23 protein-coding genes, 1 tRNA gene and 1 pseudogene are annotated in these 26,483 nt (G+C 71.5%); 8 read left to right on the forward strand and 17 right to left on the reverse strand.

Features of this window, described 5'->3' with window-relative positions; genetic code table 11:
* The first annotated feature begins 348 nt into the window (after window positions 1–348).
* Window positions 349–1,140 carry a class II aldolase/adducin family protein gene (locus NYZ98_RS29685; protein ID WP_262846873.1) on the forward strand — a complete coding sequence of 264 codons (792 nt, stop codon included), beginning with the start codon at window positions 349–351 and terminating at the stop codon, window positions 1,138–1,140.
* Between the two features lie 98 nt (window positions 1,141–1,238).
* Here the strand turns inward: NYZ98_RS29685 and NYZ98_RS29690 are convergent, their stop codons facing one another.
* Window positions 1,239–2,060, reverse strand: a complete 822-nt coding sequence (locus NYZ98_RS29690; protein WP_262846896.1) for a spermidine synthase — start codon at window positions 2,058–2,060, stop codon at window positions 1,239–1,241.
* Between the two features lie 93 nt (window positions 2,061–2,153).
* Here NYZ98_RS29690 and NYZ98_RS29695 point away from each other — a divergent pair, with 93 nt between their 5' ends.
* Entirely contained in the window at window positions 2,154–3,707 is a 1,554-nt protein-coding gene (locus NYZ98_RS29695; protein ID WP_262846874.1) for a penicillin-binding transpeptidase domain-containing protein, read from the forward strand.
* Window positions 3,708–3,775: 68 nt separating this feature from the next.
* On the opposite strand, the gene NYZ98_RS29700 is transcribed toward NYZ98_RS29695, so the two are convergent.
* The 3 genes from NYZ98_RS29700 to NYZ98_RS29710 all read right to left on the reverse strand — a co-directional run bounded on the left by NYZ98_RS29700 (window position 3,776) and on the right by NYZ98_RS29710 (window position 4,980).
* Window positions 3,776–4,186 (reverse strand): SRPBCC family protein, encoded by a 411-nt coding sequence (locus NYZ98_RS29700; RefSeq protein ID WP_262846875.1) that lies wholly within the window; start codon window positions 4,184–4,186, stop codon window positions 3,776–3,778.
* 118 nt (window positions 4,187–4,304) lie between these two features.
* Window positions 4,305–4,757: a nuclear transport factor 2 family protein gene (locus NYZ98_RS29705; RefSeq protein WP_262846876.1), complete on the reverse strand. Its 453-nt coding sequence runs from the start codon at window positions 4,755–4,757 to the stop codon at window positions 4,305–4,307.
* 28 nt (window positions 4,758–4,785) lie between these two features.
* Window positions 4,786–4,980 (reverse strand): NAD-dependent epimerase/dehydratase family protein, encoded by a 195-nt coding sequence (locus tag NYZ98_RS29710; protein ID WP_262846897.1) that lies wholly within the window; start codon window positions 4,978–4,980, stop codon window positions 4,786–4,788.
* A 108-nt stretch (window positions 4,981–5,088) separates the two neighbouring features.
* Between NYZ98_RS29710 and NYZ98_RS29715 the strand changes: the two genes are divergently transcribed.
* On the forward strand, window positions 5,089–5,676 hold the full coding sequence (locus NYZ98_RS29715; RefSeq protein WP_262846877.1) for a TetR/AcrR family transcriptional regulator: 588 nt from the start codon (window positions 5,089–5,091) through the stop codon (window positions 5,674–5,676).
* Window positions 5,677–5,750: 74 nt separating this feature from the next.
* Here the strand turns inward: NYZ98_RS29715 and NYZ98_RS29720 are convergent, their stop codons facing one another.
* A complete protein-coding gene (locus tag NYZ98_RS29720; protein ID WP_262846878.1) occupies window positions 5,751–6,203 on the reverse strand; it encodes a nuclear transport factor 2 family protein in 453 nt (150 codons plus the stop codon).
* A gap of 117 nt (window positions 6,204–6,320) precedes the next feature.
* On the opposite strand from NYZ98_RS29720, the gene trhA reads away from it, so the two are divergent.
* Entirely contained in the window at window positions 6,321–6,995 is a 675-nt protein-coding gene (gene trhA, locus NYZ98_RS29725) for a PAQR family membrane homeostasis protein TrhA (protein WP_262846879.1), read from the forward strand.
* A gap of 49 nt (window positions 6,996–7,044) precedes the next feature.
* Here the strand turns inward: trhA and NYZ98_RS29730 are convergent, their stop codons facing one another.
* Complete coding sequence (locus tag NYZ98_RS29730; RefSeq protein WP_262846880.1) at window positions 7,045–8,223, reverse strand: M20 metallopeptidase family protein; 1,179 nt, start codon at window positions 8,221–8,223, stop codon at window positions 7,045–7,047.
* Window positions 8,224–8,475: 252 nt separating this feature from the next.
* Between NYZ98_RS29730 and NYZ98_RS29735 the strand changes: the two genes are divergently transcribed.
* A complete protein-coding gene (locus NYZ98_RS29735; RefSeq protein WP_262846881.1) occupies window positions 8,476–9,054 on the forward strand; it encodes an HdeD family acid-resistance protein in 579 nt (192 codons plus the stop codon).
* A gap of 177 nt (window positions 9,055–9,231) precedes the next feature.
* The gene (gene lat, locus NYZ98_RS29740) at window positions 9,232–10,530 is read left to right on the forward strand and encodes an L-lysine 6-transaminase (protein WP_262846882.1); all 1,299 of its coding nucleotides are present in this window, start codon (window positions 9,232–9,234) and stop codon (window positions 10,528–10,530) included.
* Between the two features lie 78 nt (window positions 10,531–10,608).
* Here lat and NYZ98_RS29745 read toward each other — a convergent pair whose 3' ends face one another.
* From NYZ98_RS29745 to NYZ98_RS29775, 7 genes are all read right to left on the reverse strand, one after another.
* Entirely contained in the window at window positions 10,609–10,851 is a 243-nt protein-coding gene (locus NYZ98_RS29745) for a helix-turn-helix domain-containing protein (RefSeq protein ID WP_262846883.1), read from the reverse strand.
* Window positions 10,852–11,045: 194 nt separating this feature from the next.
* A tRNA-His gene (locus NYZ98_RS29750) sits at window positions 11,046–11,121 on the reverse strand.
* 74 nt (window positions 11,122–11,195) lie between these two features.
* Complete coding sequence (gene orn / locus NYZ98_RS29755; RefSeq protein WP_262846884.1) at window positions 11,196–11,792, reverse strand: oligoribonuclease; 597 nt, start codon at window positions 11,790–11,792, stop codon at window positions 11,196–11,198.
* A 21-nt stretch (window positions 11,793–11,813) separates the two neighbouring features.
* Complete coding sequence (locus tag NYZ98_RS29760) at window positions 11,814–13,160, reverse strand: DUF2510 domain-containing protein (protein ID WP_262846885.1); 1,347 nt, start codon at window positions 13,158–13,160, stop codon at window positions 11,814–11,816.
* Between the two features lie 94 nt (window positions 13,161–13,254).
* Entirely contained in the window at window positions 13,255–14,763 is a 1,509-nt protein-coding gene (locus NYZ98_RS29765; RefSeq protein ID WP_262846886.1) for a protein kinase family protein, read from the reverse strand.
* Window positions 14,764–16,422, reverse strand: coding sequence for a serine/threonine protein kinase (locus NYZ98_RS29770; RefSeq protein ID WP_262846887.1), 1,659 nt, complete (start codon window positions 16,420–16,422; stop codon window positions 14,764–14,766).
* A gap of 204 nt (window positions 16,423–16,626) precedes the next feature.
* Window positions 16,627–17,268, reverse strand: a complete 642-nt coding sequence (locus NYZ98_RS29775; protein ID WP_262846888.1) for a pyridoxamine 5'-phosphate oxidase family protein — start codon at window positions 17,266–17,268, stop codon at window positions 16,627–16,629.
* A 67-nt stretch (window positions 17,269–17,335) separates the two neighbouring features.
* Between NYZ98_RS29775 and pdxR the strand changes: the two genes are divergently transcribed.
* The gene (pdxR, locus tag NYZ98_RS29780) at window positions 17,336–18,724 is read left to right on the forward strand and encodes a MocR-like pyridoxine biosynthesis transcription factor PdxR (RefSeq protein ID WP_262846889.1); all 1,389 of its coding nucleotides are present in this window, start codon (window positions 17,336–17,338) and stop codon (window positions 18,722–18,724) included.
* Window positions 18,725–18,770: 46 nt separating this feature from the next.
* On the opposite strand, the gene NYZ98_RS29785 is transcribed toward pdxR, so the two are convergent.
* The 3 genes from NYZ98_RS29785 to NYZ98_RS29795 all read right to left on the reverse strand — a co-directional run bounded on the left by NYZ98_RS29785 (window position 18,771) and on the right by NYZ98_RS29795 (window position 21,821).
* Entirely contained in the window at window positions 18,771–19,922 is a 1,152-nt protein-coding gene (locus NYZ98_RS29785) for a DegT/DnrJ/EryC1/StrS family aminotransferase (protein ID WP_262846890.1), read from the reverse strand.
* 81 nt (window positions 19,923–20,003) lie between these two features.
* Window positions 20,004–21,086, reverse strand: coding sequence for a GNAT family N-acetyltransferase (locus NYZ98_RS29790; RefSeq protein WP_262846891.1), 1,083 nt, complete (start codon window positions 21,084–21,086; stop codon window positions 20,004–20,006).
* A 123-nt stretch (window positions 21,087–21,209) separates the two neighbouring features.
* A complete protein-coding gene (locus NYZ98_RS29795; RefSeq protein ID WP_262846892.1) occupies window positions 21,210–21,821 on the reverse strand; it encodes a hypothetical protein in 612 nt (203 codons plus the stop codon).
* 326 nt (window positions 21,822–22,147) lie between these two features.
* Between NYZ98_RS29795 and NYZ98_RS29800 the strand changes: the two genes are divergently transcribed.
* Window positions 22,148–23,446: a GH39 family glycosyl hydrolase gene (locus tag NYZ98_RS29800; protein ID WP_262846893.1), complete on the forward strand. Its 1,299-nt coding sequence runs from the start codon at window positions 22,148–22,150 to the stop codon at window positions 23,444–23,446.
* Between the two features lie 72 nt (window positions 23,447–23,518).
* Here the strand turns inward: NYZ98_RS29800 and NYZ98_RS29805 are convergent.
* Window positions 23,519–26,483: pseudogene (locus NYZ98_RS29805) on the reverse strand (hypothetical protein); the annotation flags it as partial.

Here is a 26,483-nt window from a genome sequence, read left to right on the forward strand (position 1 = left end):
TAGAACGCTATTCGGGCAGGTCGACCCGGGGTCAAGGATTGGGTTGAATGCCCGATTTAACCTAGTTCTCCGGAGGTTATCGAGGGCCGCAGTCCGGCGCGCGGCCGGACCGGAACCTGGGGAACATGCAGTTGGCCCTGCAAATGCACGTGCAGATGTACGTGAAGGCGCCGGTCGCCCTCTCGCATGATCGGGAAAGGTCGCTTACCGGATCGAATAATCAGTTTCATGGGCCTGAAGTAACTGATATTCCGGCGGGGGAGCCCTGCCGGGACGGCTTCACCTGGCTCCGGTCGCAGGGCATACTCACAAGCGACCGAAGAATGTTCGGCAACGAGGAGATCCCCCATGAGCCTCTCGGACCTACGGCCGGTGCCCACCGACCAGTTGATCTTCCGACTTCCCCAGAAGTTCGAGAACGTCGCCGACGAAAGGCGTCACCGCCAGGAACGGCTGACCGCGGCGCTCCGGCTGTTCGGCCGGTTCGGCTTCGAGGAGGGCGTCGCCGGCCACATCACCGCCCGGGATCCCGAGCACCTCGACCACTTCTGGGTGAACCCCTTCGGGATGAGCTTCAAGCACGTCAAGGTGAGTGATCTGATCCTGGTGAACCACCGGGGCGAGGTCGTCGACGGCAGGTACCACGTCAACCAGGCGGCGTTCGCCATCCACGCGATGGTCCACCAGGCCCGCCCGGACGCCGTGGCCGCCGCGCACAGCCACTCGGTGTACGGCAAGGCGCTGTCCTCGCTCGGCCAGACCCTCGAACCGCTGACCCAGGACGCCTGCGCGTTCTACGAGGATCACGCGCTGTTCGACGACTACACCGGCGTCGTCCTCGACACCGAGGAGGGCAGGCGCATCGCCCAGGCGCTCGGCTCGCACAAGGCCGTCATCCTGCGCAACCACGGCCTGCTCACGGTCGGCGAGTCGGTGGACGCGGCGGCCTGGTGGTTCATCACCATGGAGCGCTCGGCCCAGGCGCAGCTCGCCGCCAAGGCGGCCGGCCAGGTCGTGCCGATCTCCCACGAGAACGCCAAGCTCACGCACGGCCAGATCGGCAACGACCTGGTGGGCTGGATCAACTTCCAGCCGCTCTACGACCAGATCGTCACCGCCGAGCCCGACCTCCTCGACTGAGCGGCCCGCCCGGACCGCACGACCGTTCGGAGCGCACGACTTGCGAGGCGTCCCCCGCCCGCCACGACCCGCTCGGACGACGAGCGGCCCGCGTGGCGTCACTCGAAGAGTTCGGGCGGGGGGACCGGGGCGATGACGGAGTCGCCGTCCCTGATCGGGGCCGCGCCCGCGACGAAGTTCACCAGCTCGTCCTCGTAGACGCACCGGGCCTGCGTCAGCCCGCCCGCCGCCCTTCGGGTCAGCGCCTGAAGCGCCAGCGGCGCCGGTGAGGCGACCACGATCAGGTTGCCGAACCGGCGCCCGCGCAGGATGCCGGGCTCGGCCAGCAGCGCGACGTGCCGGAACGTGCCGCGCACGGTGGCGACGACGCGGCGCGCGAACGCCAGGCCCTTGCCGTCGGCGATGTTGACCAGCAGGGTGCCGGAGTCCTTGAGCACCCGGGCGACGTCCCCCATGTACTCGGCGGTCGCCAGGTCGAGCGGCATCGTCGCACCGCTGAACGCGTCCAGCACGAACAGGTCCGCCGACGCGTCGTGCAGCCCGGTCGCGCCGACGCGCCCGTCGGCGATCCGTACCTTCAGCCGGGGCACCGACTTCAGCCGCAACTGCTCCCTGACCAGCGCCACCAGCGCGGCGTCGGGGTCGATCACGATGTGCCGGGAGCCGGGCCGGGTCGCGGCGACGTACCGGGGGAGCGTGCACGCCCCGGCGCCCACGTGGACGGCGTCCAGCGGGCCCTCGTCGATCACGTCGATCACGTCCGCCATCAGCCGGACGTACTCGAAGTCCAGGTAGGTGGGATCGTCGAGGTCCACGTACGACTGGGGGACCCCGGCCATGCTCAGCAGCCAGCCGCCCGGCCGGTCCAGGTCGCGCAGCAGCTCCGCCTCGCCGGCGTCCACCGGGTAGCGGCCGGGCATGGGACTCGCCTCGGCCTTGCGCTTGCCCACACGCACTCCCGCAGTGTCTGGTATATCCGGATGTGCCATACCCGGCACTCTTGGGAGAACCGTATGCGCCGCCGAGGACTGCTCGCTCTGGTCGTGGTGAGTCTCGTCATCGTCGCGGCGGCGCTCGTGGCCCTGGTCATGGACTCCCGGCGTGTGGAGGGCGGCCCCGAGCAGACCGGGCGCGCGTACCTGGCGGCGTGGGCGTCGGACGACCTCGCCAGGATGCGTGAGCTGGTCGCCTCCCCGCCCGGTGACTTCCTGGAACAGCACCGGCGGCTGACCACCGACCTGCAGGTCCTGTCGGTCAAGCTGACCCCGGGGACGGTGGTCCGGCGGAGCACGCAGACCGCCGACCTGCCCTTCGAGGGCGCCCGGCAGATCGGCGAGCTGGGGCAGTGGAAGTTCACCGCCGTCCTGCACCTGGCGGTCAGGGACGGCGGCTGGAAGGTCATCTGGACGCCGGAGACCCTGCATCCCGGGGTCGCGGCGGGCGAGCGGCTGCGCATCGCCGAGATCAAGGTCCCGGGCACCGAGCTGCTCACCAGGCAGGGGAAGCCGCTGCCGCACGACAGCGCGGCCGACACCTACATGAAGGACCTCGTCCGCAAGATCGACGAGTTCTACGAGGACCCGCCGATGGGCTGGGCGGTCGAGGCCGTGCCGGCCACCGGGAAGGCGCGCAGGCTCGTGGTGTTCCGCGAGGCGACCGAGCGCAAGTACCGGATCACCCTGGACTGGTGGACGCAGGCCGCGGCGGCGCGCGCACTCGACGGCGTCGCCGAGCCCGCCGCCATCGTGGCGGTGCGGCCCTCGACCGGGGAGGTGCTGGCGGTGGCCGACCGGCTGCCGGGCCAGGGCGCCTTCTACAAGCCGTACCCGCCGGGGTCGACCTTCAAGATCATCACAGCGGCCGCGCTGCTCGGGGGACCGCTCACCGCCGACAGCCAGGTGGACTGCCCGGCCCACTACACGGTCCCGCAGGGGCGCACCTTCGACAACTACCAGGACCAGGGCCACGGTACGGTCACCCTCCGCCAGGCGTTCGCGCTGTCGTGCAACACGACCTTCTCCCGGCTCGCCGTCGAGCGGCTGGGGGACGGCGTGCTGCGGGACGAGGCGGCGGAGTTCGGGTTCGGCGGGAACCTGAAGTCGGGGCTCGGCGGGGTGTGCGGGTCGATCCGTAAGGCCGGGAACGGGGACGAGCTGGGGTCGGACGCCATCGGCCAGAACTCGGTGGAGGCCACCCCGCTGTGCATGGCCCTGGTCGCCGCGGCCGTGGAGAACGGGACGTGGCGCCCGCCGAGGCTCATGTCGGAGCAGGCGGTGAAGCGGCTGGAGGCCCGGAGCCGCCCCAAGCCGAAGAAACTGCCCGCCGGGGTGGTGGCCCAGTTGCGCTCGATGATGGGGGCCGTGGTGGCGGACGGGACGGCGGCGTCGGCGGGGCTGCCCAAGGGAGTGTCGGGCAAGACCGGCACGGCGCAGCCCGCCTCGGGCGAGGACCACGCCTGGTTCGTCGGCTACCGGGGCGACCTGGCGTTCTCGGTGCTCGTCGAGCACGGCGGCACGGGCGCGACCGCCGCCGCCTCCATCGCCGCCCGCTTCCTCGACGCCCTCTGATCTCCTTGGCGCGCTGGAGGGCGCCTACGCCGGGGTGCCGGACGACTCGGAGGTGCTCTTGAGGAGGGTCAGCCAGGTGGTGAGGGATTGGTGGAGAGCGGCCTGCATGGCGGGGACGTCGGCGCGGATGGGCTCGCCGTCCCAGGACTCCTCGGTGCGGACCAGGGTGCCGCCGCTGCCGGCGGTCTCGAAGGTCCACAGGTGGATTCCGGTGATGCCGTGCGCGGGGCCGCCCCACAGGATGCGGTGCGGCGGTCGATGAGCCGGACGGTGGAGGCGATATCGAGGCCGAAGGTGCTCCAGTGGAAGGTGGCACCGGCGGTGAGGGGTCCGTCGATCTTCGCGGCGGTGATCTCGTTCTGCCAGGTGGGCCAGGCGGCGATGTCGGTGTGCAGGGCCCAGACGCGGTCAACGGGGGCGTCGATGGTGATGTCGAGGCGGACGACGACGGGGGCGCTGGTGTCGATTCCGGTGATCATGTAGGTCTCCTTGTGCGGCGTTCCGGGCGGACTTCGGGTGAACGCGGAGTGATCCGCGTCGGCGGAGATGGTGGGTGCCGTACCGGGCGGGGTCGAGGACTCCTCTGTTGCCCTCGGCTTACCGGGCGGGGTCGAGGACGCCTCTGTTGCCCTCGGCCCAGGCGGGTCGCACGGTGATCCGGGCGATGCGCCAGTGGCCTGCGGTGCGCGTCAGCCGGATCTCGCCGGCGGCGCCGTTGGACCACATCGGGCCGTCGTGGGCGGCTTCGCGGCGTAGCCACGTGAGGATGTTGACGCTCGCCGTGGCGTGATCGCCGTCAAGGTCGACCAGCAACGTCGTGGCCGCGTGCATCGTCGCGTCGAAGGGGTCGAGCTGCTCCCGGTAGTACCGGGTCTGTTCCGCGGCGGTGCGCGACCGCGGCTCGCCGCCCAGCATCGCGGTGTAGTCCGAGACGACGGTGTCGGCGAGCAGGTGCTCGACGGTGTCCCAGTCGCGGCGGTCGAAGCCGCGGACAAGCTGGTGGACGACGTCCTGGATCTCGATCCGGTCGCTGATTTCCTGGAGTTTCATGAGATCTCCTCGTGCTGCGCGGGAGCGGTCAGTTGGTCGTAGAGGCGTCGAGGAGGTAGTCGCGGAACGAGCGGGGCTCTTCGCAGTCGAAGATCACATGTTGGTCGTCGCCGGCCACGGGGTGGCGGCTGGCCGTTCGCACCGCGACGCCACGGGCGCGAAGGAAGGCGGCGACCCGGCGGCCGGTGGTCCCGGTTCCGCCTGTTACAAGGACAGTTCTCATGAGCCGATCCTTCACATCATCCGGTCGAGACGATACCGTCTCGACCTATCCGGTTGATCGTAACATGGATGGGACGGTACCGTTCCGTCCTGAGCTGAGGATGAACGTATGACCACGTCCCGACGGAGCCCGACAGGTGCTGCCGTGTTCAACCCGGCGGTCACCGACGCCATCGCCACGGCGGCCATCGACCTGCTGGTGGAGGGGGGCTACGCACGCCTGACGATGGACGGCGTGGCTCAGCGCGCGAACGTCGGAAAGAGCGCGATCTACCGGCGCTGGCCGTCCAAACTGGACATGATCGTCCACGGGCTCGCCCGGCTCAGCATTCCGGCCGGCCCCGCCCCGGACACCGGGTCCCTGCGCGGTGACGTGCGGGCGGTGATGCAGGCCGCCTTCGACTGGCTGAGTGACCCGCGCATCCGGGCGGTGCTGCCCGACCTGATCGCCGAGTCCGACCGCAACCCGGTTCTCGCCGAGGCGGTGGCGGAACATGTCACGCGACCGCGCGTCACATGGGCTCGCGCCGCGCTGAGCCAGGCGTGCGAGCGGGGTGAGCTGGCCGCCGAGGATGTCGACCTGGTGCTGGACATGACCATCGCACCGGTGTTCTGGCGCCTGACCCACGCCCGGCCGGTGGACGGCCGCTACCTCGACCGGCTCACCGATCTGACGGTAGGAGGGGTGCGAAAGTGACTTACCAGGAGGTCGGCCCGCCGCACCCGTGAGCAGGACCGTTCGTCTCCGTTCTCCTGGGCATCGGTTTCCGCTCAGCTCACGATGGGGTCGGCCAGGGCTTCGGTCACACCGTGGGCGGCGAAGATCCGCAGGCCCGCGGCGACGACCTGAGAGTCCTCGTTGGCGTCGATCGACACGATCTTGCCCCATTTCATCTGCACGATGTGGACGCCATGGTTGTCGTACGGCGAGCCGTCCGGCATGTCCTGGGTCGCCGACCAGCGGATGATGACCGTGGTGTTGCGGGGGGTGCCCTTGGCCCAGACGTCGCGCACCGTCAGTGACAGGGTCGGGCTGAGACGTCCGAGGCGGTCGAACCACCGCCGCAGGGCCTCCCGGTCGTGGCGATCGCCGCCGAGGGCGTGACTGCCGCCGAAACGGTGATGGACGTCCGGCGCGCAGTCCTTGAGCAGGGCGTCGTAGTCCTTCTCGTTGACCCGCGCGAAGTTCCTGGCGGCGATGCGCTTGACGATGGCGTGATACATGACTGCTCCTTCGGCGTGACGGAACTCCTGGCCTGACACTGTCAGAGCAAATTGGTGACCCAGCTCACAACCTACTAGACGGTAGGTTACGGTACCGTAGGTTGTGAGGAGGTAACGATGACCATGACGGCCGCCGGCCCCGCCCTTGCCCCCACGGTGACCCCGCCCCGCCTGCGTGGCTGGTTGCACGCGGGAGCGTTGCCCGCCGCGCTGATCGCCGGGTTCACCCTGGTCGCCCTCGGGCCGACCCTCCAGGCCCGCCTCGCCGCCGCGATCTACGCGGTGACGTCGGGACTGCTCTTCGGCGTCTCGGCGACCTACCACCGCGGCCGCCAGACGCCGCGCCTGGCCGAGGTCCTGCGACGGCTGGACCACGCCAACATCTACCTGATCATCGCGGGCACCTACACCCCGTTCGCGCTGCTCGCATTGGACGGGCCGGTGCGGGTCGCCGTGCTGTCGGTGATCTGGACGGGCGCGGTCGCCGGTGTGGTGTTCCGCGCCCTGTGGATGGGGGCGCCCCGCTGGCTCTACACGGCGCTCTACATCCTGCTGGGGTGGGCCGCCGCGTTCTTCCTGCCCCAGCTCCTGCACGGCGCCGGCCCGGCCGCCGTCTCGCTCGTGATCGTGGGCGGCGTCCTGTACAGCCTCGGCGGCGTGGTGTACGGCCTGCGCCGCCCGGACCCCTCGCCCCGGTGGTTCGGCTTCCACGAGGTGTTCCACGCGTTCACCCTGGCGGCGTACGTCGTGCAGTACGTCGCCGTCTCGCTCGTGGTCTACTCCGCCGCCTGAGCGCGGACGTGGAACCCCCGTCGTGGGCGCCAGGCAACCCCGCGCGCGATCACCCGGCGGGGGCCTCCAGGGCGATCCTGCGCATGGCGAGCTCCGCGTACAGCGCGGCGCCGTCGGCGAGGACGGCGTCGTCGAAGGCGGCCTCGGCCGAGTGGTTGTAGGCCGCGCCCGCCGGGTCGGCACCGGTGGGGCAGGCGCCGAGGGCGATGAACGCGGACGGCACCTCGTCGCACACGAACGAGAAGTCCTCAGAGCCGGTGAACGGCTGGGGCGCCTGGGCGAAGCGGTGCTCGTCGAACACCTCCCTGACGGTGGCGGCGGCGAAGTCCGCCTCCACCGCGCTGTTGACGGTGACGGGGTAGTTCACGTCGTAGTCGGCGTCGACCTCCAGGCCGTGCGCGGCGGCGATGCCCCTGACCAGCGCCAGGGCGCGTTCCTGTACCCGGCTGTGCGCCGCCGCCGAGAAGGACCTGATCGTCGTCTCGAACTGGGCCTCGTCGGGGATGATGTTGTCGGCAGTGCCGGCGTGGAAGCTGCCGACGGTGACCACGACCGGGTCGAACACGTCGAAGCCGCGGGTGACCATGGTCTGCAGCGCGGTGACCATCTCGCACGCGGCCGGGATCGGGTCGTTGGCCCGGTGGGGGGCCGACCCGTGGCCGCCCGCGCCGCGCACGGTCACGACCAGCCGGTCGGCGGCGGCCATGATGGGCCCGCTCCGGCTGACGAAGACGCCCTGCGGGATGACCGAGCTGATCACGTGCAGCGCGTACGCGGCGACGGGCCGCCGCCCCGAGGCGTCCAGCAGGCCCTCCTCGATCATGATCTTCGCGCCGCCCGCGCCCTCCTCGCCGGGCTGGAACATGAAGACGACGTCGCCGGCCAGCCGGTCGCGCCGCTCCGCGAGCAGGTGGGCGGCCCCGGTCAGCATGGTGGTGTGCAGGTCGTGACCGCAGGCGTGCATGCGCCCGGGGATGCCCGAGGCCATGTCGTCACGGGACCGCTCGGTGACCGGCAGCGCGTCCATGTCGCCGCGCAGCAGCACGGTGGGGCCGGGGCGGGCGCCGCGCAGCACGGCCGTGATCGAGCTCAGGCGCTTTCCGGTCGACACCTCCAGCGGGAGCCCGGCGAGCGCGCCGAGCACCTTGTCCTGCGTTCTCGGCAGGTCGAGGCCGAGCTCGGGTTCGCGGTGCAGCGCATGGCGCAGTCGGACGAGTTCGCTGCTCATGTCGTTCGCGGCTTCTCGAAGTGACACCGGCGTGCCTCCCAGGATCTGGTCGCCGACCTGTCATCCACGTCGGCGGACGGAACCGATATTGCCCCACTTCACCGATTCTGGACAGCATTTGACCGCTATTTGGTCTGTTGCTGCGACCTTTCCGGATAGGAACGGAAACGTGGGGGTGGAGATGGTCATCGGGTGCTGAACGGTGCTTCGCCGATCACGGCGTCCCCCCTTGGCGCGACGTAGGAGGACGACATGCAAGATCTGCGAGCCGGGACGGGCGGGCACTGGTGGGTGCTCGCGGTACGCGGGGCCTGCGGGATCCTGTTCGGCATCCTGGCCATCGTATGGCCCCTGATCACGCTTCTCACCCTGGTGATCCTGTTCGGGGCCTTCGCGATCGTCAGCGGCGTCTTCGCGCTCATCGGCGCCATGCGAGGCGCCCATCCCGAGGAGTCCAGGATGTGGCTCGCCGCCTCCGGCGTGTTCGGCATCGTGGCCGGGATCGTCGCCTGGGTGTGGCCGGGCATCACCGCGTACGCGCTCCTGCTGCTGATCGCCGCCTACGCGGTCGTCATCGGCGTGGTCGAGATCGTCGCGGCGGTACGGCGGCGCAAGGCGGGCGACACCGAATGGCTGTACCTGGTCAGCGGCGTGCTCTCGGTCATCTTCGGAATCCTGCTGTTCACCTGGCCCGCGTCCGGCGCCCTGGCGCTCACCTGGCTGATCGGCGCCTTCGCGATCGTGTACGGCGCCTCGCTGCTGATCCTGGCGTTCCGGGTCCGGGACGTGGGACACCGGGGGGCCGCGGGCACGGCCGCGCACGCGGTCTAGCGCGACCGGTCCGGCGCACACGGTCCGTCCGGCGCATGGGGTCACGCAGGGCCGTGGTGCGCCGGGAGGATCAAAGAATTCTTGCGAATCATCGAATTCGCCGGAAAGTATCCACATGAATACCGATCCCGCAGGGAATCAGTCGGGGTACGTGTCCGACCCGACCTAGGAGGGCACATGAGCGTCCTCGACCGGCTGGCCCGCCACCTGCTCGTCGACGGGTACCGCCTGGAGCTCGACCTCGACCGCAGCAGGGGTTCGTGGATCGTCGACGCCGGCACCGGCCGCCGCTACCTCGACTTCTACACGTTCTTCGCCTCGGCCCCGCTCGGCGTGAACCCCTTCGACGACGATCCGGAGTTCGTGTCCCTGCTCGGCAGGATCGCCGCCAACAAGCCGGCCAACTCCGACCTGTACACCGCCCACCTGGCCGACTTCGCCGAGACCTTCGCCCGGGTGCTCGGCGACCCCGAACTGCCCCACCTGTTCTTCGTCGAGGGCGGCGCGCTGGCCGTCGAGAACGCGCTCAAGTGCGCGTTCGACTGGAAGAGCCGGCACAACGAGGCGCACGGCCGCCCGCGCGAGCTGGGCACCAAGGTCCTGCACCTCACGCGGGCCTTCCACGGCCGCAGCGGGTACACCCTGTCGCTGACCAACACCGAGCCCGCCAAGACCGACCGCTTCCCGGTCTTCGGCTGGCCGAGGATCGACGTCCCCGCGATCCACTTCGGCGACGTCGAGGCGGCCGAGCGGCGGGCCCTGGACCAGGCGCGGGCGGCCTTCGACCGCGATCCGCACGACATCGCGTGCTTCGTCGCCGAGCCCATCCAGGGGGAGGGCGGCGACAACCACATGCGGCCCGGGTTCCTGCTGGCCGTCCAGCGGCTGTGCCACGAGCGGGACGCCCTGTTCGTGCTGGACGAGGTGCAGACCGGCTGCGGCCTCACCGGGACGCCGTGGGCCTACCAGCAGCTCGGCCTGGCCCCCGACGTCGTGGCGTTCGCCAAGAAGGTCCAGGTGGGCGGCATCATGGCCGGCCGCAGGGTGGACGAGGTCGAGGGCAACGTGTTCCAGGTGAGCGGGCGGATCAACTCCACGTGGGGCGGGGGCCTGGTCGACATGGTCCGCTCGCGCCGCATGCTGGAGATCATCGAGCGGGACGGGCTGATCCCTCGCGCGGCGGTGCTCGGCGAGGAGCTGCTCGCGGGCCTGCGGGGGCTGGAGTCGGCCTTCCCCGGCGTGGTGCTCAACGCCAGGGGGCGCGGGCTGATGTGCGCTTTCGACGTGTCCTCGGGCCGGGACGCCCTGGTCGCCGCGCTGCGCGAGGACGAGGGGGTGCTCGTCCTGCCGTGCGGGGAGCGTTCGGTGCGGCTGCGCCCGGCGCTCTCGGTGACCCCGGAGGAGATCGGCCAGGGCCTGGCGGCGCTGGGCCGCGCGCTGACGGCCGTCCGGGACACGATGATCGTGCCCGCCTGACGGGACGCGGGCGCGGGCGAGTCAGGCACCGCGCCCTTGACCGGTTCCGGCCGTGAACACCTCACGGCGGGGTCCGGGTCACGGGCGCGACTGGTCGGGCGCGCTTCCCCTCCACATGCCGATGGCGGTCCCCCTGGAGTCGGCACCGAGCTTGGAGTAGATGCGGTTGACGTGGTTCTTCACGGTCTTCTCGCTGAGAAAGAGTCGTTGTGCGATCTCTCCGTTCGAGTGACCTGTGGCGATCAGCTCCATCACCTCGGCCTCGCGTTTACTCAGCCCGGTGTGCGCGTGCTCGTTGTACGTGGCGTCATCGACACTCATCCGGCCTCCGGTGGCACGAATCATTGTCAGATCGCCGAGCCCCCCGCGCTGGCGGCTAGCGGTTTTGTGCGAGCATAGCCCGCCGTATCAATCTTTGGGGTCTAAGTCGCCGGAGATCGCCCACTTTCTGGGGGAAACAGGGGATGTGCCGGAAAAGCAAGATGACCGGTCCGTCCGGACCGGTCATCCCCTGCTGGGGTGAGTGATGGGACTTGAACCCACGACATCCAGGACCACAACCTGGCGCTCTGCCACCTGAGCTACACCCACCATGTCCCGCGATCAGCACCGCGGGCACAGAGAAAAGTGTAGCGGGCTTTGCGGGGTTCTGACGCCGTGGTCCGTCAAGATCCGATGATGGCTTCCGCGACCTCGCGCGCGGTGGCCGAATCGGGGCCGGGCTGGGGGACGAAAACGGCGGCGCGGTAGTAACGCATCTCCTGCACGCTTTCGGTGATGTCGGCCAGCGCGCGGTGCCCGCCCTGCTTGGCCGGCGAGGCGAAGTAGACGCGGGGGTACCAGCGGCGCACCAGCTCCTTGACCGAGGAGACGTCCACCATGCGGTAGTGCAGGTAGCCGTCCACGGCGGGCATGTCGCGCGCGATGAACGAGCGGTCGGTGCCGATGGAGTTGCCGCACAGCGGCGCCTTCTTCGGCTCGGGCACGTGGCGCCGGATGTACTCCAGCACCAGGGACTCGGCCTCGGCGAGCGTCACGCCGTCGCCGAGGGCGGTCAGCAGCCCGGAGGAGGTGTGCATCTGCCGCACGACCTCCGACATCTGCTCCAGCGCCTCCTGCGGCGGCTTGATCACGACGTCGACGCCCTCGTCGAGCTGGTTCAGCTCGCCGTCGGTCACCACGCACGCGACCTCGACCAGCGCGTCACGGCCGAGGTCGAGCCCGGTCATCTCACAGTCGATCCAGACCAACAGGTCACTCATAAGGCCCAGCGTAGTGCCCGGTCAGGAGGCCTTGAGTGAGTCCACTACGCGATCGATCACCTTCGTGTCCAAATTGTCGGGAACGGAGGCGTACATCACGGAAGGTCGCGCCCCGGCGCCCTGGTCCACGACGAGGAAGAACCCCTCTTCCTTGGTGAACTTCCAGTTGTTCTTCTTGGACTCGGCGGTGAAGTCCATCTCGAACCGCAGGATCCACGCCTTCTTGCCGCTCACGTCGAGCGCCGCGTCCTTCACGATCTTCCGCTTGTGCGGCGGGCTGTAGAACAGCTTCTCGTAGTTGACCAGCAGGGCACCGGCCGAGTTGCGGAGGTCCTGCGGCCCGGCGTAGTCGAAGGCCTCGGGCAGCCGGCAGGTCAGGACCTGGCCGACCCAGTCGTGGTTCTGCCCGTCGTAGTTCTTCTGGGACGTGGTCTCGTAGCCGCCGGTCCACTGGGGGAAGTTCGGGTCGGCCGGCCCGGTGCCGTTCAGGTCCGACCACTTCGGCACCGTCCACGGTCCCCCGGGGAAGGCGTACGAGAGCCCCGTGCGCGGGTCGGTGATCACGTTCCCCTTGGGCTGGGGCAGCTCGGCGGGGAAGTCGGTGGAGTCGCTGGGGGAGGGGGCGGGCGTGGTCTCCAGCGGCGGGGTGATCTGCGGGTCCGACGGCTCTATTGAGGTGGTCGGGTCCGGGGTCGAATCGGCCACGGGAGTGGTGCCGCGGTTCATCACGCTGATGCCGATGATCAGGGCGACCACCAGGAGGACCACCACGGCGCCGCCGCCGATCACCCAGGGGAGCATGCTCCCCTTCTTCGGCGGGGGGCCCTGCGGGCCGAACTCCGGCACCGGGAACTGGGCGGTCCCGCCCTGGTTGCCCCACTGCTGCTGCGCGGGCGCGCCGTAGGGGCCGACCGGCTGGCCGAACTGGGCCGTCGCCTGCTGCCCGGGGGGCGGGCCGAACTGGGGCGTCCCCGGCGGGGCGTACGGCCCGGTGCCCGGCTGCGGCGGTCCCGGCTGGGGGTAGGGCCCCATGCCGGGCTGGGGATTGGCCCCCGTGCCCGGCCGAGGGTACGGCCCCGTGCCCTGCGGGTTCTGGCCCGTGCCCGGCTGCGGGTTCTGACCTGTCCCGGGCTGCGGGTTCTGACCCGTGCCCGGCTGGGGGTTCTGGCCCGTGCCGGGCGGCGGCTGGGGGCCCGCGCCCTGCGGCCCGGTGCCGGGCTGTGCCCACTGGCCGGTGGTCACCGGCGCGCCCTGCCCCGCCGGACCCTCCAGGGGGTGGGTGGCGTCGGTCCACTGGGTACCGTCCCACCAACGCAGTTGGGGAGTTCCATACGGGTCGGGGTACCAGCCGGCGGGGGTCTGCGTCATAGGACGAGAATAGTGACATCCCCCCTTATTGCGCATTTGGTCTGCTCAGACCGCCGAAATGGCCCGGCCGGCCTCCCCGGTCCGGCCGCCGGTGTCAGCACTTGTAGGTGAACGACGCCTTGTCGTCCAGCCGCGTGCCCGGGGTGAGCGGGGACAGCACCCGGAGCCGGGCCGTCAGTTTCCGCGTCCCCTGGCCGCCGATCTCCCACTTGAGGCTCACCTGGTGGGCGGACTCCCCTGAGGACACCGGCTCGGTGTGCTTGACCGGCCGCTCCCCGCTCGGCAGCCACTCGTAGGTGACCTGGCCCGCCGCCCCGTTGGTGGTGATCACCCCGACGACGTTCACCGTGATGTCGCAGCCCTTGGCCTTCGGCACCTTGACGTCGACCGCGGTGACCGACAGCGGCGCGCCGCGCTGGAACCACAGGAACAGCCCGGCCGCGACGATGAGCGCGAGCACCACGGCCGACCACAGCACGCCGCCACGGCGCCGCCGCCTGGCCGGCATCCGCCCGAGCCGCTCACTGGCCGGGACCGTGATCTGCTGCTGCTCGCGCCCGGCGCGCCAGATCTGCGCGGCCGTCGTGTCCACCGGGACGCCGGGTCCGAAGCGCAGGTCGCCCCGCCCCGTCTCGCCCTGGCCGGCGGGCCCGGTGGGCCCGGTGGGGCCGGTCGTACCCGGCGGGGCGCCGTACCCGGCGGGGGGCGAGGCGCCGTACCCGGCCGCGCCCGAGGCCGGCGTGCCCTGGAAGGGCTGGTCGCCCGCGCCCGGGGTGTAGAGCAGGGTGACGACCTCGCCCTCGGAGCCCTGCCCGCCGGTGTCGCCGTAGCCGGGGGCGGCGGGGGGCGGCGACTGGGTCGGGACGTCGCTCGCCGACCACCACTGGATGCTCCGTACGAGCCGCTCGCGGGTGATGAAGCCCGCCGGCAGCAGGTCGCGGCCGTTGAGCAGGTAGTCACGGGCCGAACCGAGGCCGTGGGTGGTGGCGGTGGACGCGGCCCGGTCGAAAAGCTGGGCCGCGCGCGGGTCGCCCGCCGCCCAGCCGGCCGCCAGGCCACGGGCCAGCGACGCCCACGCCGTGAGGTCGCGGTCGGGGGAGGCCGGTTCGCCGCGCAGGGCCAGGGCGAGCCCGCGTTCGGCGAGCAGGGCGGTGCCGTCCTCGCCGACCACCACCGTGCCCGCGTGCAGCGCACCGTGGGACAGGCCGGCCGAATGGACGGTGAGCAGGGTCTGGGCGGTCTCCACCAGGATGGTGGCCGCGCTCCCCGCGTCCGGTGAGGGACCGCCCGGCCGCCCGTCCATCAGCTCGGCCAGCGTCGGCGCCGCGGGAACGCCGGTGAGCAGCCAGACCTCCTGACGGGCGGCCACCAGGTCGGTGACCGGCATCAGGCCGGTGAGGCCGCTCCGCGCCAGCCGCCGGTCCTCGGTGACCGCCGCGACGACCCGCTCCCGGGCGCCGGGGGCCGACAGGGCGCGCGGGTCGAGCCGGAGGGCACCGCCGCGGGAACCGTCGGGACCGACCGTGTCCGTCCACGTGCCGACCTCGCCCACGCGGGACCGGCCCGTGAGCCCGTACCCCGCGATGCTGTCGCCATCAGGCATCTACCGCCGCCTTCGGTGCCGTCCCGCCAAACGTTCTCTGAGGACCAGTGTGGCGGGAACGGCCCCCGCCGTCATCAGGACGGACGCCAGAGCGGCCGACGGGGCGCTGTCGGAGGGCGCCGGGGTCTCGCTCCTGTCGGTCGGCGAGACGCCGATGGTGCCGCCGTCGCCGCCTTCGCCGCCGGTGGGGGTGGGGCTCTCGGTGGAGGGCGTCGGGGTGGGCCGGGTCCTGGTCGCCGTCGGGGTCGGGGTCGGGGTCGGCGTCGGCTTGGGCTTGGGCTTGGGTTTCGGCGAGCCGGGCCGGGTGTCGTCGATCTTGGGTTCGGAGTCGTCCCGCTCCGACGCCGAGGGGGTCGGCTTGGCGGACAGGGTGGACCTGGCGGACCGCGACGGCCGGGCGCTCGGCTTCGGCGTCTTGCTGGTGGGAGGGTCGGGGACGCCCGTGGGCACCGCGGCGGTGGTGCCGGTCGGCTCCGCCGCCGGATCGGTCGAGGGGGTGTCGGCCGGAGCGTCGTCCGAGGGCGCCTCGGTCGGCGAGTCGGTGATGGCCGGCTCGGGCGAGCCGGACTCGCCGCTCGGCGGGGTCGCGGTCGGCGTGGTGACCGTCGACTGGGCCTGCAGGGTGGCGTCGCCCAGCGAGCCCACCAGCACGGCGGTCACCGCCGCGACGACCGCCAGCCCGGCCGCGCCCACCGCGATCTTGACGCTGAGCTTGGAGATCGCGCGCCCGCCGCCGAGGTGGGTGTCGGCGACGGAGGTGCCGGCCGCGGGCTCCTCGCCCGCGAGCGGGAACAGCAGCGCGAGGATCCCCGCCAGGCTCGCCAGCCTGCGGCGCCCGCGCTCCTCCCAGTCGGGCCCGTACGCGTCGGCGGCCACCATCTCCAGCTCGGAGAGGAAGGTCTCGGCGGTCGCCGGGCGGTCGGCGGGATGCTTGGCCAGCCCGCGCTCGATCAGGCCGCGCAGCGGCGCGGGCACCTGGTCGGTCGGCGGCGGCATCGACTGGTGCTGGCGGGCCAGCACCGCGATGTTCTGCGACTGGAACGGCCGGGTGCCGGTGAGGCACTCGAAGAAGACGATGGTCGCGGCGTAGACGTCGGTGCTCGGCCCGGCGGGCGCGCCCGCCCACTGCTCGGGGGCCATGTACGCCGGGGTGCCCGCGCCGCTCACGCCCTCGCCCGAGCGCACCGCGATGCCGAAGTCGATGAGCTTGCTGTGCCCGGTGCCCTCGATGACGACGTTCTCGGGCTTGAAGTCGCGGTGGACGACGCCGGTGGCGTGCGCGGTGGCCAGGCCGAGCAGGGCGCCCTTGAGCAGCACGAGCGCCGCCTCGGCGCCGGTCGGCCCCTCCGAGCGCAGCATGGCGCGCAGCGAGACGCCGTCGACGAGTTCCATGACGATGGCCGCGCCGCCGGCGCCCTCGATGTACTCGTAGAACCGGGCCGCGTACGGGCTGTCGAGCAGTTCCAGAAGACGGGCCTCGTGCCGGAACCGGATGACGAACCCGGGGTCGGCGCACAGCTCGTCGGAAAGGTATTTGATGGCGACGAACGATTGGTCGGCGCCGTAGCGGGCCATGACGACCCGCCCCGAGCCGCCGCTGCCGAGATCTCGGATCTCCGTGTATCCGGGGACCTGCCAAGCCCCCGTGTGGCCGTCCATGCGCTCTCCTTTTGTGACAGGGCCCCCACCCGTGACGCGAGAACGAAGCCTAACGATGATGTGGCTGATCCGTGATGCTTAAATCAATAATTGGCATATTGTCGACACCATTGTCAGTAAATACTGATCATATTGTCCGGTGGCCGGGACAGGCCGCTGACCTGGCCCGGGGGAGCCGCGCCGAACGGGTGAGAACCGGAGGGCTCAGGCGGGCCGGCCGCGTCCGGCGATGTGGGCGGGCACCGGGACGCCGGGGGGCAGTACCGGGTCGGGCTCTGGGGTGCCCCAGCTCACCCGCAACGGCAGCACGCCCGCCCAGACCGGCAGCGCGTAGTCCTCCTCGTCGTCCTTGGGCGGCCCGGTCCGCACCTTCACCGACGCCTCGGCCAGGGAGAGCGCCAGCACCGTCGTGGCGGCCAGCTCCTTGCGGTCCGGGGGGCGCACGGCGTCCCACTGCCCGGGGGCGAGGTGCTCGGTGATCGCCCTCAGCCCGGCCAGCCGCTCCTCGTCGTCCCGCACGACCCGGGGGGTGCCGTAGACCATCGCCGAGCGGTAGTTCACCGAGTGGTGGAAGGCCGAGCGGGCCAGCACGATGCCGTCGAGGTGGGTCACGGTGACGCAGACCTCGCCGGTCCCGCGCAGCGAGACGGCGCCGGTCGACCCGTGCAGGTAGAGCGTGTCCCCGATGCGGCCGTACCCGGTCGGGATCACCCGGGGCGACCCGTCCACCACGACGCCGAGGTGGCAGATCAGGCCGGCGTCGAGGACGGCGTGCAGGTCGGAGGCGTCCGCGCGGGCTCGCTCCTTCGAGCGGAGCAGGGTCGTGCGAGGTGTGGTGGAGAGCATGACGCTAACGTAGGCGGCAAGTGGACTGGTGGTGTACGTCCACTCATGACCACTTTCGGGGGACCACTTGCCCGGCCGCGTCGACCTTCCGCTCATCCTCGACCGCGCGGCGCCGGCGGCGCTCTCGGTCCAGCTCGGGAACCAGCTCAGGGACGGCATGCGCGCGGGCGCGCTCAGGGCCGGGGAACGGCTGCCGTCCAGCCGGGAGCTGGCCCGGCTGCTGGACGTCAGCCGCACCGTGGTGACCGAGGCCTTCCAGCAGTTGTACGCCGAGGGGTGGCTGGAGGGCCGGCACGGGTCGGGCACCTACGTCGCCGACGTCTCCGAATCCCTGCGGCCCGCCGCGCCCGCGCCACGAGCCGGGCCCCGCGACGCCGCGCCCGTCCTCCCGAGCGGCCCCGGCGCCGGGACGATCGACCTGTGCCCCGGAAAACCGTGGGTGCGGGACTACGACCGGGCCGCGTGGCGGCGCGCCTGGCGCCGGGCGGCGGACCGGCCGCCCGGCGACGTCGTCGATCCCTACGGGCACCCCCGCCTGCGCGAACTGCTGGCCGACCACCTGCGCAGGGCGCGGGCCGTCCCGGTGGGACCGGAGAACGTGATGGTCACCCGGGGGACCGGCCACGGCATGGACCTGGTCGCCGCGACGCTCCTGCGCCCGGGGGACGGCGCCGGCGTGGAGGAACCGGGGTACGCGACCGCGCGCAACGTCTTCGCCGCGCGCGGCGCGCGCGTCGTCCCGTGCCCGGTGGACGAGCAGGGCGTCATCCCCGCCGAGCTGCCCGGCGACCTGCGGGTGCTGTTCACCACCCCCGCCCACCAGTACCCGCTGGGCGGGCGGCTGCCGATCCCCCGCAGGGAACGGCTGCTGGCCTGGGCCCGCCGCACGGGCGCCGTCGTCGTGGAGGACGACTACGACGCCGAGTTCCGCTACGACGTGGCGCCCCTCGCGGCGCTCTACGGGATGGACCCCGAGCGGGTCGTGCTGCTCGGCACGCTGTCGAAGTCCCTGGCCCCCGACGTCGGCATCGGCTGGCTGGTCGCGCCCCCCGGCCTGCTGGCCGAGGTGGCCATCACGCGCACCCGGCTGGCCGACCGGACCTCGGGCCCGTTGCAGGAGGCCATCTCGGTCCTGCTCGAACACGGCGACCTCGACCGGCACCTGCGGCGCATGCGCCTTGAGTACGCGCGCCGCCGCGCCGCCGTCATGGAGACGCTCGGGCCGAGGGTCAGCGGCGACTCGGCCGGGTTGCACGTCTTCCTGCGGCTGCCGGAGGCCGAGATCGAGCCGGTGGTCGCCGCCGCGGCCGAGCGGGGGGTGCTCCTGCGCACGACGGCCCTGCACCACGCCGGGCCGGTCAGCCACCACGGGCTGGTGATCGGGTACGGCTCGGCGTCCCTGGCGGACGTGCGGAAGGGGTGCGCGGTGGTCGCCGGCCTCATCGCGGACCGGTGAGGCGGCTCCGCGCGCGTCCGGGCAGGGATCTGTGGGTGGTGCCCGGTCAGGCCGCGCTGGGGATGAGCCGGTCGCCCGGAGGGGGCGCCGGCTGGAGGGCTCCGACGACGGGCAGGGCGCGGTGCGCGTACAGCGGGTCGATGGGCAGCACGTGCTGGGCCCACCAGCGGGCCGCCGCACGGTCCTGCGACGGTTCCACGAACGGGTTGGCGTAGTCGTCGTACGGGGGGTCGTACAGGTAACCGGTCGGGACGCCGCGCCGCGCCAGCGCGGCGATGGCCTCGTCACGGTCGGACACGAGCAGCGGCACCCGGAAGAGCGGCTGGTCCACCTGGTCGAGCACCCCGCGCGCCACCGTGGGCAGCTCAGCCAGCAGGGCGACGCCCGCGAGCCTGCGGTCTCGGTCCTCGGGCAGGCGGGCGAGGCGGCGGCTCTGGTACCACCGTGCCACACCGCCCCGGGCGCTGCGGTAGTCGTGCAGGTCGGCGCGGACCCACCGGTCGAGCGGGGGCAGGCTCGGGGCCTGCGCGAGCGCCGAGCGCAGCTCCTCCTCCCGCAGCGCGATGCGGTACCCCTCGCGGGGTTCCTCCAGTTTCAGGACGCGGGCGAGCAGGGTGGCCGGGCGGGCCATGTCGTACTTGAGCGCGTAACGGCGGGCGACGGAGGTGGCGATGCCCAGCAGATCCCTGCGCAGGGCGCCGGGCTGCAGGAGCAGGTCGCGCTCGCGCTCCAGCTCGCGCCGGTCGGCGGCGCCGTCGACCACCAGGACCCCGCCCGCCCCGGCGCCGGCGTGCTTGGACATGCTGAACACCCCGGCGACGCCGAACGAGCCGATGGGCCGGCCGCCGATCGAGGTCTCGGCCGCGTGGGCGGCGTCCTCGATCACCACCAGCCCCGCCATGGCGTACACGTCGTCCGGCAGGCCGTACAGGTTGGTGGTCAGCACCGCGTCGACGCTGCCCAGCATGACGCGGGTCATCTCGATGTTGCCGTCGAGGATGGAGATCGGCGCGATCACCGGGATGAGCCCGGCGGCGAGGACGAGGAACAGGATCTCGTCGGCCGAGATCGGCGACATCAGCAGCCGCTGACCGGGCGTGCACCAGTGCCGCAGCGCGAGGTAGAGACCCAGCCGGTTGGACGGCAGGTACACGCCTTCGCGGCCGGTTCGGGCCGCGAGGAGCTGCTCCGGGCTCATCGCGCCCTCCTTTCCACCGCCTCATCCTGCTTTCGCCGGACGGCCAAGCAGAAAAGGTAGCGCATGGAAGGGTCGCAACCGTTACGACATGATAGAAGTGCGAATCTTCCCGTAAGTCTTCAGTGCCAGATCAGCGGTCTCGCGGAGTACCGAGTTGGCGAGGACCGTTCCACGGGCCTTCCGGACGGGGACCCGCACGAGCCAGTGGACTCCGGCCCCCGCGGACGGCCGCGCGATGCGGCCTTCGGTGACCCAGAGCTCACCCGTTTTGAGCTTCTCCTTGTACTCTTTCTCGCCGCGTCCCATGTCGATCAAACGTATGCCGGCCTCGGCCGCGCGCTCGGCCATCGCCAGGTGGTGGATCAGGCCGGGGGAGTACTTGGCGAAGGCGGGGTCGTAGGCGGGGAACCAGCCCGCGAGCGTCGTCTTGGTGCGCAGCCCGAAGTGCCCCGCGACCGGGCGGCCGTCGACGTAGATCATGTCGAGCGACCCGCCGAAGTGCTCGGTGTCGATCTGGAGCAGGTTCTGGACCAGGCGCAGGATCCACGGCCGGGAGAACCGGTCCGCGCGCCCGGTGCGGCGGTACTGGTCGGTCTTCCAGTCGATCAGGGTGCGCAGCGGGGCCTCGTCGGTGACCCCGTAGTCGTGGCGCAGCTCGCCGAAGTCGCGCTGGAGCTTCCGCGACTTGTAGGCGGTGGACTTGTAGGTCTTGCCCGAGACCTCCTTGAGCGTCTCCACGTACGCGGGGTACCCGTCGGACAGGTCGATGACCGGCGAGGGGTGGCGGCTGTGCTTGGGCGGGACGATCGGCTGGCCGGCCAGCAGGTGGTCGAACTCGAAGACGGCGAGCCCGCAGGCCTTCATCAGCTCCTGCGGGTCCAGCTCGATGTCCTTGGCGTGGACCATTCCCTGGGCGTCGGTCAGCCCGGCCGCCATCGGCATCCCGATCCCGATCTGGTGACGCTCGAAGGGGAAGAAGCCCACGATGTCGGCGCCGTCGCTGAGCACGGCCACGCGTGCCTGCTCGCGGACGCGACCGGTCTCGATCGCGAACTCGGGGGACAGGAAGGGACTGTCCAGCGCGGGGTCTCCGCTCTGGAGCACCCTCCACCGGGCCGCCTCGGACGGGCCGAGCTCCCGAGGATGGACGACGGAGATGCGCATGGGCTCCTACTGGGTGGAGAAGTACGGTGCAGGCAGAGCCCACGCCTTTTACCCAGCTTGGTGCCTGGGGTGTAATAGTAGGATAAAGATCAGATCACGGTGCGGTCATCGGCCGTCGGTGATCTAACGATCCAGTCTCTCCGCCGTGATCCCCTGATCCATGCCCTGGCGCGGCCGGGGCACTTCCAGGGGGCCGGCACCGCTCACGATGCGATGTACGTCGATCGGTCCCGGGTCGCCCTCCGAGGTGCCGGGCACCTGGGAGTTGCCGAAGTGACCGCCCCTCGCCCACAGCCGCCGGCTGCCCTGCTCGGCCACCGAATGGGGGTAGGGAAGCGGCGGGCCGGCCGGCCATCTTCGCGGGACCTCCCACGAGTCGAGCCAGGCCAGGATGTCGTCCAGCCCGTCGAGCTTGCTCTCGGTGAAGGGCTCCTCCACCGAACCGAGCACCCGGATCTGCACGCACACCCGGCCATGCCGGTTGAGCTCGCCCGGCAGCCCGTTCGCCGCCCTGGTGGGCGGCAGAGACTGCATGATCTGTCCGGTGACGGGATTCCACACCAGATGGGCGGGACGCTTGATCTGTACAAGCCGCTGGGCCACGGATCGGGCCGACACCCGTTGGGGATCGGTCGGCCAGATGAACCAGACCACCCGGGGAATGCCTCCGGACATGGCGCCGGAGTCCTCGAGAGCGGGAATTCGACTGGCGACGGGCAGCCATGCCTGGGCCACTGTGCCCCCTCAAATCCTCGGTCGCCGGGTTTATACCCCTTTCATGAATCAGTTGACACCTTGTGATCCTTGATTATTAGCCGGAGCCTTCTATGCGGACCTGGCCTCTATACGGGGTTTTGGGGCAGTCTGCTGGTGGACGGCCGGGTCCTGGGGGCGGGATGACGGTCAGCTTATGACCCATGACTCAGAGTGGAGCCTTCAAGGGTTCTGCAAGCGCAAGCGGATACGGTGACGGAGTGTTGGAGAACAATGGTCGGCATGCGCGGAGTCGCTACATTCCCCGTGGGCCGGTCGCATTAGGCGCGGGTCTCCTCGCCCTGGCCATGGTGGTCGGGCTCCTGGCGTACGCGGCACACCGCGGCGGCGGCCGATCCGAGGGCGTGGCGGCCACGATCCTCGCCACCCCCGAACCGCCCCCGAAGGTCGAGCAGCCGCCCGTCGTGGACAGCTGGCCGCGCTGGGGCGTCACCCACACCCAGTTCAGCGCCGACAACGAGGACCGGTCGGTCCTCGACGGCGCGCGCGAACTGCTCGCCCGGGTCCCCATGCTGCAGAACCAGCACATCATGGGCTGGGGGGCCGGCAACCCCGAGCCGATGCCGGGCAAGTACGACTTCCGTGACCTGGACCGCCGGGTCAAGCTGATGGCCGCCACCCAGGCCCAGCCCGTGCTGACCCTGTGCTGCGCCCCCGACTGGATGAAGGGCGGCTCCGAGGGGCGCACGAGCTGGGGCAAGATCGAAGTGGCCCCGCTGCGCGACCACTTCGACGACTACGCCGCGCTCGCCGCCACCGTCGCCAAGCGGTACCCCACCGTGACCCACTTCATGGTCTGGAACGAGTTCAAGGGCTTCTGGGACGACGCGCACGACAACTGGGACGTGGAGGCCTACACCGACCTCTACAACCGCGTCTACGACGCGCTGAAGGCCGTCAACCCCAAGGTGCAGGTCGGCGGCCCGTACATCCCGATGGACAGCCACGCCGCCGGCACGGACGCGTCGAACCTGAAGGGCCCCTGGGGCGCGGTCGGGCGCAAGACGCTCGACAGCGTCGACTACTGGCTCAAGCACAAGAGGGGCGCCGACTTCATCGTGGTCGACGCCTCCTCCGCCACCGACGACCGCGGCCTGGTCCCCGACGAGTTCACGGCGGTCAAGAAGTTCTCCGCCGTCACCACCTGGCTGCGGCAGAGGAGCGGCGACATGCCGGTCTGGTGGGCCGAGTGGTACGTCGCCCCCGACAGCATCGACTGGGACGAGCAGCACCGCACGGCGGTGCAGACCGCGGCCATGATGGAGTTCGCCAGGAGCGGCGCCGCCACCGCCCTGTACTGGAACCCCGAGCGCAAGGCCGGCGACGACTGCCCGGGGTGCCTCTGGTCGCCCGCCGACGGCACGGAGATGCCCATGGCCGGGCTGCTCAGCGGCTTCACCCGCTGGTTCCCCGCCGGCGCGCGGCTCGCCGACGTCGCGGTCTCCGACCAGCGGGTCCAGGTCCTCGCCGTCGACAAGCAGATGATCATGGTGAACACGACGGCAGACCCGCTCGCCGTCACCGTCGACGGCCGGGCGTTCCAGCTCAACCCGTACGACGTCAAGTGGAGCGACCGGGGCCAGTGACCCCGCCCCGCGCGCCCCGGGCGGGCGGCCCGGGGCGCGCGGTGGTCTAGCCCGAGGTCAGGGTGACTGCGGTCAGCCCGAGGTCAGGGTGACGAACCGCTCCACGATGACCGCCATCGCGGCCAGCGTCATGAGCACGCCCAGCACGACCAGCTTGCGCCGCCCGCGCGCCGCGCGCTCGGTGCCGCGCAGCCGCGACAGCTCGGCGGCGAACAGGGTGAACACGGCCAGGGCCAGCGCGACCAGGCCGAGCGGCGTCCACGGGGTGGAGCGGTCGCCCACCATCGTCACCGGCGTCGGCGGCGGGATCTCCGACCCCTTCGGGTACGAGCGCAGCGTGAAGATGGCCGCGTCCGCGTTGGAGAACACCCGCTTGAGGTTCGGCGAGGACTCCAGCGACGCGCGGAAGCGTTCCCCCCAGCCGGTGGGGAAGCCGTGGTTCAGCTCCAGATACGCCGCCTGGCCGCGACTGGCGATCACGAAGGTGTTGGCGGGTTTGCTGCGCAGCGAGGTGAGCACCCCGCTGACGTCGGCCGGGTCCTTGGTCACCAGCGCCTGGTCGTACTCCACGCGGTCGATGTCCCGCTCCCGCCACGGGATCGTGGGCGTGACCTCCTCGCCGACCACGGGTACCAGGTAGAACACCCGGGCGCTCGGCCGGTCGTGCGCGTAGATGTAGTGCATCGCGGCGGCCTCACCGGTGGTGACCCGCTCGAACTTCTCGTTGCCGTACCGGGCCACCAGGAACGCGACCGACAGGACCAGCGCCGTCACCGCCGCCAGCACCGCCGAGACGCGCCGCGTCGTCGCCGGGTCGAACCGCAGCGGGCGCGGACGGCGCCGGACGGGCACGGTCTCGCCCTCCCGCTCGTCGGAGGTGTGCGCGGGCAGGTTCGGGAAGAACGCGTACGCGCCCAGGATGCAAGCGGCGGGCAGGGCGAACATGTACACCCGCAGGCCGATCTCGCCGCCGTAGCTCTGCAGGCCGAGCGCCAGCACCGGCACGCACAGCAGGACCGCCGCCGTGCGGTCGCCCACGCCGCGCCGGAGCCGCCGCAGCAGCCCGATGGCCGCGAACAGCAGGATGACGCCACAGATGGCGAGCCGGACCTTCAGCACTATGGCGTGCTGCGGGTCGGTGCCGACCAGCCGGTCGCCGGTGTTCTCCTGGAGGTTGGCGAAGATCTTGCCGATGCCGCCGAACAGCTCGTTGATCCGGCCGCTCCAGAACGGGGTCGCCTGGTAGTTGATCCAGGCGATCACGATCAGGCCGAGGAACACCGGCAGCGCGAGGGACAGCGTGCTGCGGCGCAGCAGGATCAGGCCCGTCAGCGCGCCCAGCATCATGAACGGGGTGATCTGGTGGGTCGCCGTGGTGGCCACGAACAGCCCCACCAGCAGCGTCAGCAGCACCACCCGGTCGGTCACGGTCGTGGGCCTGGCGGGCAGCTCGCCCGGCGAGAGCCGGTCGAGCCGGGCCAGCAGGCGGCGCAGGATCCCCTTGGGCGGCAGCGGCGCCGTCCTCGGCTCGGCGCGGCCGAACCAGCGCATCAGGATCGCGATGAAGACGAGGTACAGGGCGAAGGTGAAGCCCTGCGGGGAGAAGTAGTCCTGCCCGATCCACTGCACCAGGATGAACAGCAGCGCGGCGAACCAGCGGGCCCTCGTGGTCGCCACGAGCTGCCGCAGGATCAGCACGAACGGCAGCAGGTAGAGCAGGTTGGACACCAGCGGCGTCCACTGCAGGACGGTCGCGGGGTCCTCGATGCCCGCGGCGCGCAGCACGAAGCCGAACAGGGCGAAGAAGCCCGGCCAGGCGAACCGGGCGTCCAGGCCGGGCAGCGCCTCCCCGGCGCGGCCGATGTACTCAGAGAAGCCCGCGTGGACCCAGGCGGTGTGGAAGCGCGGCTCGCTCTCGATGAGCGCCGCCGCGCCGTGCAGCGTGAACGTGACGGCCGCCAGTTGCAGGAGCAGCAGGCCCTTGCGGTCGGTGTTCTGGGTCAGCGTCACGAAGAACGACACGATGATCAGGGCGATGGCGGCGAAGGCCGTCACCGGCAGGACCGACACCAGGCCGAGCCCGTCGATCTTGTCCAGGTCGACGCCCCGCATGACGCCCTCGGGCACGCGCAGCGCCAGGACGTACATGACCAGGCCCTCGACGGTCAGCAGCGGGGGCAGCCAGAACGAGGAACTGGACGCCAGCCGGGTCACCAGCGACGGCGACTCCCGCCGGTCCCTGTCGGTTCCCGCCTCGGCGACCGGAGCCGTGGCGAACGGCACCACCGGAGTGACCTGCGCGGCCTCGGCGGGCGGCGCCGACCCCACCCGGAACAACCCCGCCTCGTCCACGGGCGGCTGTGCGGTGGAGGGGAGCGGCAGCGCCACGGCGGGCGTCGTCTCGAACGCCTCGGGCTCGGGTGCCTTGGCGGGCTTGGGCGGGACGGGCTTGGCGGGGCGGCGGTCGCGTTCCAGCGGGCGGTCGGGCTCGCGCGCGGGCTGGACCGCCGGGGCGACGGGCTTCGGCTCCGCCAGCAGGGGGAGCTGGAAGACCTGGGTGACGTCGTCCTCCTCGGGCTCGGCCGGCTTCGGCGCGCGTTTCCGCGCGCCGGCGTCCTCCCCGGCCGTCACGATCACCTCGACGGCGTCGTCCCGCTCCTCCTCGTCCTCCCCGGACAGATCCTCGTCCTCGGTGGACGGGTCGTCGGTGGACGGGTCCTCGTCCTCCCCGGCTACGTCCTCGTCCCGCTCGGACAGGTCCTCCCCGGCCTCGGACGGCTCCACGGCGGCCTCGGACAGGTCCTCGGCGGGATCGGGGAGGTCGTCCTCGGAATCGGCCGCGTGCCGCTCAGCGGGCGCATCCGCGTCCGCCTCGATGAGATCCCCGTCCTCGTCGGTGCGGCCCTCGTCCGCCTCGGCGAGATTTCCGTCCTGGTCGGTGAGGCCCTGGTCCTCCTCGGTGAGGTCCTCGTCCTGGTCGGTGAGGTCCTGGTCCTGGTCGGTGGTGGCCTTGTCCTGGGCGGGGGGGTCCTCGGTG

This window comes from Sphaerisporangium corydalis (assembly GCF_025506355.1).
GTDB classification, from domain to species: domain Bacteria; phylum Actinomycetota; class Actinomycetes; order Streptosporangiales; family Streptosporangiaceae; genus Sphaerisporangium; species Sphaerisporangium corydalis.